6 protein-coding genes and 3 pseudogenes are annotated in these 10,821 nt (G+C 70.9%); 1 reads left to right on the forward strand and 8 read right to left on the reverse strand.

Annotated features, from left to right (window positions below; genetic code table 11):
• Nucleotides 1-4,057, forward strand: a 4,057-nt coding sequence (locus tag CCN33_RS22340; protein WP_107483974.1) for an SDR family NAD(P)-dependent oxidoreductase, incomplete at its 5' end; no start/stop codon positions are given.
• Between the two features lie 559 nt (nucleotides 4,058-4,616).
• Here CCN33_RS22340 and CCN33_RS22345 read toward each other — a convergent pair.
• The 8 genes and pseudogenes from CCN33_RS22345 to CCN33_RS33200 form a co-directional block, all read right to left on the reverse strand.
• A pseudogene (locus tag CCN33_RS22345) lies at nucleotides 4,617-5,050 on the reverse strand (transposase family protein); the annotation flags it as partial.
• A gap of 225 nt (nucleotides 5,051-5,275) precedes the next feature.
• A pseudogene (locus CCN33_RS22350) lies at nucleotides 5,276-5,458 on the reverse strand (GNAT family N-acetyltransferase); the annotation flags it as partial.
• Nucleotides 5,459-5,520: 62 nt separating this feature from the next.
• Nucleotides 5,521-5,679: a DUF7196 family protein gene (locus CCN33_RS32190; protein ID WP_167387919.1), complete on the reverse strand. Its 159-nt coding sequence runs from the start codon at nucleotides 5,677-5,679 to the stop codon at nucleotides 5,521-5,523.
• 124 nt (nucleotides 5,680-5,803) lie between these two features.
• Nucleotides 5,804-6,091: a hypothetical protein gene (locus CCN33_RS22355; protein WP_086695317.1), complete on the reverse strand. Its 288-nt coding sequence runs from the start codon at nucleotides 6,089-6,091 to the stop codon at nucleotides 5,804-5,806.
• A 233-nt stretch (nucleotides 6,092-6,324) separates the two neighbouring features.
• Nucleotides 6,325-8,079 (reverse strand): Ig-like domain-containing protein, encoded by a 1,755-nt coding sequence (locus CCN33_RS22360; RefSeq protein ID WP_140394622.1) that lies wholly within the window; start codon nucleotides 8,077-8,079, stop codon nucleotides 6,325-6,327.
• Between the two features lie 456 nt (nucleotides 8,080-8,535).
• Nucleotides 8,536-8,895 (reverse strand): hypothetical protein, encoded by a 360-nt coding sequence (locus CCN33_RS31645; RefSeq protein WP_140394623.1) that lies wholly within the window; start codon nucleotides 8,893-8,895, stop codon nucleotides 8,536-8,538.
• 143 nt (nucleotides 8,896-9,038) lie between these two features.
• Nucleotides 9,039-9,737 (reverse strand): adenosylcobinamide amidohydrolase, encoded by a 699-nt coding sequence (locus CCN33_RS22365; protein WP_086695319.1) that lies wholly within the window; start codon nucleotides 9,735-9,737, stop codon nucleotides 9,039-9,041.
• A gap of 121 nt (nucleotides 9,738-9,858) precedes the next feature.
• Nucleotides 9,859-10,523 (reverse strand): annotated as a pseudogene (locus tag CCN33_RS33200) (hypothetical protein).
• Between the last annotated feature and the right edge of the window lie 298 nt (nucleotides 10,524-10,821).

Below are 10,821 nucleotides of genomic sequence, written 5' to 3' on the forward strand. Positions count from 1 at the left end.
CTACTCCACGGTGACCGAGAACCCGAGGCAGCAGCCCGTGCTCGACGCCGCGTACTGGTGCGACAACCTCCGTCGGCCCGTGCGCTTCCACCCCGCAGTGACCGCCGCCGCCCAGGACCGGCACCAGGTGTTCATCGAGATCTCGCCCCACCCCGTGGTCGCCCAGTCCCTCAACGACAGCCTGGCCCCCCTGGTCCCCAATGCCGTCGTGCTGCCCACGCTCCGCCGGGCCCAGGACGAGCTCGTCACCTTCAGGACGCAGCTCGCCGCCTTCCACTGCCACGGCGGCACCGTCGACTGGACGCATCCGTGCGGCGGCGGTCACCTGGCCGACGTACCCACCACCACCTTCGACCGCATCCCCCACTGGGCCGGCGACACGGCGGCACTGGAAGCACCCCGGGCGGACGGCACCCTGCCCGGCCGACACACCGTGATTCCCGGCACCCCGGTCCGGCACAACTGGCACGCCTCCGCTCCCGCCCGGCACCTGCCCTGGCTCGACGACCACCGCGTGCACGGCTCCACCGTTCTGCCCGGCGCCGGCTTCTGTGCCCTCCTGCACACCGTGGCGGTCACCGCACTGGCCGACGCCGCTCCCGACGTGGAACTCGTGGACATCGCCTTCCACGACCTGCTGCCCCTGGACGACGACACAGAGCTGAGTACGACCGTCACCCTCACCGACGGCGATCAGGCGACCTGCGAGGTCCACTCGCCCGCCTCGGACGGCTCATGGCAACTGCACGCCTCCGCCGTGGCCCGCCACACCATCGCGCCCCCCGACACCCGCGCCGCGTCCGTCCCCGAGCTGAAGCACCGGCACCCCGTCGCCCTCGATCCCGGAAAGCTCTATGCCGGGCTGCGCGCCTGCGGACTGGAACACGGACCCGCCTTCACCGGTATCACCGCGCTGCGGACCACCGAACGGCGGGACACCTACTGGGCCCGCGTCCATCTGCCCCGCACCGCCGCCGCTCCCGCCCCTCCGCTGAGCGTCCACCCCGTCCTCCTCGACCTGTGCCTGCAACTGGTCGTCGCGGGGGCCGGTGAGGACACCACGCCCGCGCCGATCCTCCCGGTCGGGGTCGGCTCCATGCGCCTCCTCGGCGACCCCGCCCTGGCTACGCACGTCCACGCGTCGATCACGGAGAACACCGGCTCGACCCTCGTCGGCGACGTCCGCGCACTCGACGTCCGCGGACGCCCCGTCCTCGCCCTCGACAACGTACGCTTCCTGCGGAGCGCGCCCGCCCAGGCGTCACAGGTCGACCAGTGGTTCATGGAACTCGGCTGGCATCGCGCGCCCCGGCCGCACGCCGGGCGGACCACGCCCGGAGACTGGCTGGTGATCGGCGAGGGCGACGGCGAGGCCGAATGCCTGGCCGACCAACTCCGCTCCGCCGGTGCGAGGGTGCACGTGCGGGACATGCCTCTGGACGCGGAAGGACTCGCCTCACTGGGCGAAGTGTTCGGCAGGCACCTCACCTCCGGAGCCGACGCCTGGCGCGGCGTCGTCCTCCTGTCCGGCACACCCACCGCCGACACCACCGACCCCGTGGGAGGCGCGCAGCAACGCGCGCGCCGGCTGCTCGCCCTGGCTCAGGCCGCCGACGAACACGGGGAGCCATGGCGTCTGTACGTGGCCACCCGGCACGCGTACGCCGTCACCGTGGACGAGGCCGGGCGCCCCGCCCACAGCGCGGTGCGCGGTGTGGCCCGAGTCCTGGCAGTCGAACGGCCCCATCTCCGTCCCACCCTCGTCGACACCGACCCCGACCGGCGCGGACTGCGCACCCTGGCCGCCGAACTGCTCGCCGACGCGCCCGAGGACGAGGTGGCGCTGCGCGGTGATGTCCGGTACGTCGCGCGCCTCGACCGGTCTCCCGTCACAGCGGCCGAGAGCACGGCCCGGACCACCCGGACCGTGCGCTTTGGGCACGATGGATTCCGCCTGCGGGTCGGGCAGTTCGGTGACCCCGACAGCCTCGAACTGGTCTCGACGGGCCGCCGCCGGCCCGGCGAGGGAGAGGTCGAGGTGCGCGTGCGGGCCGCGGGCGTCAACTTCCGCGACGCCCTGACCTCCCTCGGGATGCTCGGTTCCGAGCCGGAGACCGCCTACCGCATCGGTTTCGAGTGCGCGGGGGTGGTTTCCGCGGTAGGACCCGGGGTGAACCACCTCCGTCCGGGGGACGCCGTGCTCGCCGTACAGCTGGAGGGGGGCGCCTTCGGGTCCTTCGTCACGGTCCCGTCCCACGCCGTGGCCCTCGTACCGCCTGGGCTCAAGCCAGCGGCGGCGGCGGGACTGCCCACGGCCTATCTGACCGCCTGGTACGCCCTGTGCCACGTGGCACGGCTGGCACCGGGCGAGCGCGTACTGATCCACTCCGCGACAGGGGGCACCGGCAGGGCGGCGATCGCCGTCGCCCGGCTCCTGGGCGCGGAGGTCCTGGCCACGGCAGGTTCGGAGGAGAAGCGGCGCCAGTTGCGCGGCATGGGGGTCCGCCACGTCATGGACTCCCGATCCCTGGAGTTCGCCCCGCAGACCCGCCGGGCCACCGGGGGCGAAGGAGTCGACGTGGTCCTCAACTCGCTTGCCGGACCGTCCGTCCGCGCCGGCCTGCAGAGCCTGCGCCCCTTCGGCCGCTTCGTCGAACTCGGCGTACGCGACATCATGGCCGACGCCCCCATGGGGCTCGGCCCGCTACGGCACAACATCACGTTCAGCACGGTGGACCTGATCGAACTCCAGCGACGCCGACCCGAGTTGCTAGGCGAGATCCTGGGCGAGGTGATGGCGCACATCGCCGCGGCACGCCTCAAACCGCTGCTGTGCACGGAGTACCCACTGGACCACGCGGCCGACGCCTTCCGCCTGATGGCCCGTGCCGGACACACCGGCAAGATCGTGCTGTCGGTCCCCGACGAGGGGGAGACCCTCGCGGTCGACCCCGGTGGACCAGGCGTCGTGCACTCCGACGGCGCCTACGTCATCACCGGAGGGCTCGGCGGTCTCGGCCTGGCCACCGCCCGCTGGCTGAGAGAGCAGGGAGCGGGCCGGATCGTCCTCAACGGCCGTCGGACCCCCTCATCGGAGACCGCCCGCGCGATCAGCGACCTGGGCGGCGACACCACGGTCGTGCTCGGCGACATCTCACAACCCGGCACCGCAGAAAGGCTGGTGGAGGCCGCCACCAAGGGAGGGCTGCCGCTGCGCGGCGTAGTGCACTGCGCCATGGTCCTCGACGACGCCGCCCTGAACACCATCCGCGACGACCAACTCGAGCGCGTATGGGCGCCCAAGGTGACGGGGGCCTGGAATCTGCACCGGGCGACGGCCGGGTTGCCCCTGGACTGGTTCGTCGTCTACTCCTCGATGAGCAGCCTGCTGGGCAACGCCGGCCAGGGCGCGTACGCGGCGGCCAACGCCTGGCTCGACGCCTTCGCCCAGTGGCGCACCAGCAACGGCTCGCCCACGCTGGCCGTCGACTGGGGTCCCTGGGGAGAGACAGGACAGGCCATGGACTTCGCCGGCCGCGGTTACGAGACGATCCCCACCCGCCAGGGCCTGGAGGCGCTGCACAGCCTGCTCATCCACGGCAGGGTCCGGACGGCCGTCATCCCCGGAGCGCCGCGGACCTGGATTCCCCGGCAGGCCGCGGACTCCAGCCTCTTCGCCCACCTCTCACCGGACGAACGTGACGCGGCGGACGCCGCTCGCGCGGAGCCCGAGCGGGCGGAGAGCGGCTCGCGGGACGTCCGCGCCCGGCTGGAGGCGTTGCCCGCGGGCATCGCCCGCCAGAACGCCCTGGAGAGCTACCTGGCGGACCACATCCGGGCCATCCTGCGCACCGGCAGCGCCACCCTCGATCCGGACACCCCCCTCAAGTCCCTGGGCTTCGACTCGCTCCTCGCCACCGAGTTGCGGATCCGTCTCGACGCCGACCTCGCAGTCCGCCTGGCGAGCAACTTCGTCTGGCAGCACCCGACCATCGCCTCCCTGGCCACCGCCCTCGCGGGCCGCATGGGCCTCGCTCTGCGGGAGGAGGCGAGCTGATCACGGCCGCAGCGGCGGCCGGGTCAGTCCCGTACGAATGAGGGCACGCCCGGAGGGGTGGTTCCGGCCACCAGGAGTGCAAGGCCGAGGCCGCACACCGGGCGGGCCCTCAAACACTGTCTGCGCGGCCACGGCGACAGGCCGACGGACGGGTGAGTCATGGTCGTTGCTCTAGGTGGGAGCCGGTCCCAGTGTGTAGCGTCGCTGACAGATGCCGTGTCCCGCCCACGATCTGGTGTGGGCCTTCTGCTGTGTGCTGCGGGAACAGGGCGTCACTTCGGGTTCGCGCTTCCGAGAGCTCATCGAGGGCCGGCAGGTGACGTTCGAGGTCTCACCCCGGGCCAGAAGGGCCCCCAGGCGGAGAACATCACCGTCGCCTGACCGCGTGCGGCCCGCGGCTCTCGGAACATCCTCCGGAACCTTGACGTCGGGCGCCTGTCGAGACCCGGGGCGATTGCAAAGGAGAGACATCGCGCGAAGGCCGGCGGCGATGTTGGTGTGGCCATAGTGCGTAGCTGGTCGACGGTGACCTGCTCACCGCCATGGGCGAGAGCATCGAGTCCAGTGTGAGGACCGCCTTGGCGATTGACGTCATGCGGTTGGGGCTGCAGCGCGATCTGTGGATGATCCGCCAGGACTTCAGGCGGACGACGCCGCGTTCGACGGGTGCTCGTGCCGCGGGGGCGGCCACGATCGGAACGCCTTGGCGCTCGCAGATTCGGCTGATCCGGTGGGTTCGTGCGGCGGTCAGGTCGTGAGTGCGGCATGGCAGGGCGGGCGAGAGCCGTAACAGCCGGCTACCGGGATCGGTGACGACCTGTAAGTTCACGCCGTGGGGCCGGCGTTGGGGGAGTAGCCGGGTTGACCGTCGCCGACCCGCTCGCACTCGACGAGGGCGCCGTCGAGTAGGACGAAGTCGGGCTCGTGCTCGCGCAGTGTCTTCAGCAGAACCGGCGCACGCGCGGCGAGCAGGTCGACGACCACGCTGGTGTAAACGCGAAGAAGCTGAATGAGCCACTCGGTACCCGGCCGGGTCCGCCGTCTGGAACGCACCGTCGCCGGACGTGACCTTCTGCGCTTGCCGGACACCTTGGAAGAGGAGCAGCCGTGACCGTACCTCTGCCCAGATGGAAGGCCGTCATCGATCCGCGAGCTGCCGAAGTCCTATGCACGATGGGCGCCTCAGGTCTCAGACAACTGAACGATCAGATGGTCCTGGCTGGTCCGCTGCCAGCGGTCCCCGCCGCCGATCCGGTTGGCTTGGGCGGATCCGACAGGCTGGCCGCCCGCGTAGGCCATGACGGCGATGAAGCCGGGTTCTACACCATGGCGGTCCAGGCGCTCACCGAACGCGGTGATCGCACAGTTCAGCAGGTGGAGCAGGTCCGCACGCCCCTCGGCCGGAAAACTCACCGGACGATCCGGAAGCGTGCGGACGCCGTTCCGCAGCGAGGCCCTGGGGGTCACTGAGTGGTGATCGTGATCTCGCCGATGCCGCCTGCTCGTGCTTTGGCGGCCAGGGCCTCCTGGTAGGTGACGTAGGAGCGGGTTGTGCCGTCGGGCAAGCTCAACTGGTAGAGGACGGTGGTCTGCGGGGACACCCCGCCGCAGTTGCAGGCCATGTTCGTTCTCGTTTCGTGTCTGGGTGCTGAGTACCGGAGGGTGGCCGTTGCGCTGTCGTGCCGTCCGCATGCGGCGTGTTCTGCAATGCACCGTGATGGGGCCCTGATGGCGCTTTGGTGTTGGTCAGTCCAGCCACCGTGAGGCCACTCCCGCGAGGTAGGACAGGCTCAGGGCCGTTGCCGGTGCCGTGAACCAGACGGTGCCCGTCAGGGCGAGGAGGCAGGCGGTCACGGCGGTCGCGACCCATACGCTCGCGCACCATCCGCAGCTGACCAGGTAGGCAGCCTTGGAGTCGTCACCGAAGCGATCGGCGATCTGTGATCTGAAGCCGGCCGCGAGCGTGTCCTTGGTGAGAAGGCGGGTGATGCGGCAAGTGGCGCCGAGGGCCAGCAGGAACTCCGTCAAGCTCATGGAAGTCTCCCTCAGGCAGGTCGGTTTGGTGTGGGGCCGGGCGGCGTGTGTGCTCGCCGTTAGGCTTGGAGCCAGGGCCGTCCCCCCGTCCTTGCACGACGGGGGGACGACTCTGCACGGGAAGCGATCGACCGTTGGCGAACCGCCAAATCAGGCTGACCGTTGGACCGGGCCTGACAATGATCCGTCCCGACGCTGTGGGGCTGTTCCGGCCGAGCCAGGGTCGGGACGGGTCACAGCGGCAGGCAGGGCGGCAGGGGGCCGGTCGCCTGGACGGGGGTTCCGCCGACGTTGGCGGTGGCGGTGAAGCTGCCTGACAGTGCCTGCAGCAGGTTCAGGCTGGCGTTGAGGGTCGCCGTGCCGGTGGCGTCGGTCACCGCGGTGCCCACCAGTTGCCCGCCCACGAAGAAACTCACCGTCACGCCCGCGACCGCAGGCGAGACACGCGCCCGGAGTGTCGCCGTGAAGGGGTTCGGGAGCGGCGCCTGCAGGTTGAACTGCCAGCAGGACGGCAGCACCTGAATGGTCCCCCCTGTCCCCCCGCCGGTGACGTTGATGGTGATGGGGGTGGAGGAGACGTTGGCGCAGGAGCAGGCGGAGTTGGCCGCGGTGACCGTTGCGGTGACCGACGCCGGCCCTGCGGTGGGGAAGGTGAGCGATCCGGTGGCGATCCCGGAGGCGTTGGTGGTGGCGGTCACCGGGGTGGCTCCGCCGCCGCTGAAGGTGACCGAGGCCCCGGAGACGGGGAGCCCGTTGCAGAGCACGAGCGCGGTCAGGGTGGTCGGCTGACCGGCCACCACCGGACCGGACGGCGGCAGCAGGAACACCAGGCAGGACGGCTGCGTGGTGACGTTGATGGTGATGGGGGTGGAGGAGACGTTGGTGCAGGAGCAGGCGGAGTTGGCCGCGGTGACCGTTGCGGTGACCGACGCCGGCCCTGCGGTGGGGAAGGTGAGCGATCCGGTGGCGATCCCGGAGGCATTGGTGGTGACGGTCACCGGGGTGGCTCCGCCGCCGCTGAAGGTGACCGAGGCCCCGGAGACGGGGAGCCCGTTGCAGAGCACGAGCGCGGTGAGGGTGGTCGGCTGACCGGCCACCACCGGACCGATCACAGGCTGGATCACCACCGAGCAAGTCGGCTGCGTGGTGACGTTGATGGTGATGGGGGTGGAGGAGACGTTGGTGCAGGAGCAGACGGAGTTGGCCGCGGTGACCGTTGCGGTGACCGACGCCGGCCCTGCGGTGGGGAAGGTGAGCGATCCGGTGGCGATCCCGGAGGCGTTGGTGGTGACGGTCACCGGGGTGGCTCCGCCGCCGCTGAAGGTGACCGAGGCCCCGGAGACGGGGAGCCCGTTGCAGAGCACGAGCGCGGTCAGGGTGGTGGGCTGACCGGCCACCACCACACCGGACGGCGGCAGCAGAAGCACGAGACAGGACGGCGTTGTGGGGACGGTGACGGTGATCGGTGTGAAGGTGCAGGCCACACAGGACCCGGCTGCCGAGGTGAAGCTGACGCCAACCGTCTGACCTGCTGTCAGCGCGACCCCCAGATTGGTGGGGGCGACGACGCCGTTGACCACTGCGGCCGTGACCGTGGTTCCGCCCGGCAGGGTGTAGGTCAGGGTCCCGTTGACGGAGGTCAGGCCGGCGCTGCAGGTCAGCGTGGTGGTGGCTGTGGTGGTCCCGCCTGGGGCGGACAGCGTCGTCGAGATGGTCCCGGCCGGTGCCGCAGTGACGGTGACGGTACCGCTGTCGCTCCCCACCACGACGCCGCCGGCGTCGACGTAGCTGACCGAGACCAGCTGTACGCCCGAGCCGACGGCCGTGAACGTCGCAGGGCCGGCACCGCCGGCGACCACCGGCAGCGTCTGGGGGGTGGCGCCGTCGTAGTTGAAGACGGCCGAGGTGGCCGCGGTGGGCGCGCCGGTGACGAGGGCGGTGAAGTTGGAGCAAGCCGCCACCGTTGAAGGAATGATGGTTACTGCCATGAGAGCAGCCCCTCTTGAGGAGAGTTGGGTGTGGGCTGCCGCATACCGCCGCACTCCTTGCTGGTGCGGTTCAGGCATTCACCTGCCGGGGTGCCCATGCATGTGGACAACGATCGAGCGATCGCCGTCTGACACCACGACAGAGGATGGGCACCCACAGTCGGTTGCTCCATTACAGGCACACGAGCAAAATCCCGACCATGTGCAGGAATCGGATTAACTCGAATGGCCTAACGTTCGCCCTATCGAAACCCGCATTAAACACAGCAAAAACACTGTAATCAGGAAGCACGCAACTGGCACCATCCCCTCCTGCTGCACGTCCTGACCGGCGTGGCAGCCAGCGACGTGGTCGGCGGCGGCCCGCCTCTGGCCGCGGTCCCCGAGCAGCTGCGCACCTTGATGGGCCACGCAGGCCGCGAGTGCTGCCGTGCCACGACGACGTGAGCATGGGGGTCAGGGCCGCCCGAACAGCAGACTCAGACAACGCACAAGAGCAATACGCCAGGACCGCAGCCCGCCGAACTGGTGGGGCTGTCTCGACCAGTAGGCCCAACCATGGTGTGCCGGTCCGACAGCCGCGAGCGCGGCGTCCGCGCGCACCACCGGGCCTTTCGGCCGATAGCCTGAGCCGACGGGGATGCGGGAGCCCTCGGGGAACGTCGGCACCGCGCGCAGCGTTGGCTGGCCGCCGCGCGGTCCTCCTCCGCCCGGCGGGGTCGGCTCGGGCTCCGGGTGCGGCCGTGCGTCCTGGACCGGCGTCTCCGCGTACCGGGCGTGGTCGGTGGAGACGGCCACGATGTCGGCGTTGCTCACGTAGCGGGTCGCAGGGGGGTCATGACACACGGCCAGTGCCGGGTCGCCGGGGCTCAGGCCCCTCGATCTCCGAGGCGACCCGGGTGCCCGCCTCCACCGTGCGGCTGACCGTGCAGAGCCGGTCGTGGCAGCTTCGGCCCCGCCTAACTAGTCGGGATGGTAGCGGGCAGGGCGGGAGCGGCGGCCCGGACGGCCTGGTGGACGGCGCGGGCCAGGCGGGCACCCCAGGGGGAGCGGGGACCGGCGAAGGCATGAAGTGTCTCGCCCCGGCGCGGGCTGCGGGCGGCGATGACCACCGCGTCGGTTGGGGTACCGGAGCAGTGGTGGCCGGCATCGAGGAGGGCTTGGACCTTGGCCTCGGTGGCGGTGGCCACCGCGTTGACCAAGGCGGCGTCGGTCAGCGCCACGGGCAGCGCTACCAGGATGTTGATCGTGCCGGGCGCGGGGCAGCCGGCGGTGCCTTCGGCCGGTGAGGCGGCCCACCCGCGGACGGTGATGCCCGCGGTGACCACAGCCTCGGCGCCGCCGTCGTCCGCGTGCGCGTATGCCGTCACGTCGGCGGCCGTCATCAGCCCGACACCGGCTCCACCCACGCCGGCGCGAGCGGAGAGGGCGGCCAAGTGCCGGTCCGGGTCGGTACGCCGATAGCCGTGGGCGACCTGCGCGTTCAGCACCCAGGCACGCTCCCCGATGCCGCCGCCGAGCACCGCGCTGCTGATCATCCGCCAGCCAGGGCCGGCGGACCACAACAGGGCATGCAGGCGCTCACCGTCCTCGTCACGGGCAAGACACTGCACGGACAGCAGTGCGGCGGTGCGCGGCGGCGGTATGACGACAGGCACCGGTGAAGGCTCCTTGGGCGGGGACGACGGAACGGCCGATCGTACGCTGCATCCGTCAGCGGTCCGTCCGTAGGCCTGGCTTGCTGGATAAGCACGTCTCCTTGCGGCGGAGCAGCTGAGCCTATGCCCGGGGTGCGCCGTCCCAGCGCCATGTGGTGAGACGAGGGTGTCCGGGTAGTTCGGCGCGGCCGGTGGCCCACAAGAGGGTGAGCCACGGGTCCGTGGGCGACGGTGCAGCCGGAAACAGCCGGGCGAGCATCCGAGCGCACAGATCGGCAGGCGGGCTCCATGCGAGACGAGTCCTTGTGTCAAGTCGTGCGTGTGCACCAGGGTCTCCACGATCCCCATCGCGGCGAGACCTTCGGGGTCCGAAGCGCCGAAGACGTGGTGGGCGCGCGTCTGCGGAGACGTCGTACGCGCACCATGGCGACCAGCAGCGCGCCGCTCGCTTCCAGGACCTGCAGCAGGCCGGCGACCCCCGCCTCACGGTCCGCGTGAATGGCGTTCGCTGGTCCGCCGGGCCGTCGGCTCTCCCATACGAAGGGCACATCGCCATGCAAGGGCACTGTGCTCGGGCCGAGTTGCGAGTTGCGCGGCGTAGGCGAAGAGGTCGTCGCTGAGGTGCTCGACGGTTTCCCAGCAATCCCATTCCAGCGAACCAGCCCTTCCTTCCCACGCGGCTGCGGGCGCGTCGCGAAGGGCTGCCACAGCGAGTTGCTCGGCAAGGTCGAGGTTGTCCGCAGTGACGACGGGCTGGGAGAGGGCAGTATCGGCTGATCGGGACATGGCAGGACCGTACTTCGCCCGGCGGGGGCGGCCCCTCCTTTTTTGATCACCGGCCCATCAACCCGGCAATGGTTCGTGGTCGCAGGACTAGCTGTTGCGCTGGGTGGTGTGTCAGGGGCTGGGCCAGGTGTTGCGTGGCCCGCGGAACCGCCCCTGCTTCCGCGTGGGTCATCAGGGCCCTGTCCCGCCGGGGTTGTGATCGGTGGGGGTGTGGGTGGGGTGTTGGCCGTGCCGGGGCGGGTCGGTCGTGTCGGCGTGACTTTGATCGGGCGCGGCACCCTGCCAGCCGGTCCGGAAC

Source organism: Streptomyces recifensis (assembly GCF_002154615.1).
In the GTDB taxonomy this organism is placed as follows: Bacteria; Actinomycetota; Actinomycetes; order Streptomycetales; family Streptomycetaceae; genus Streptomyces; species Streptomyces griseoluteus.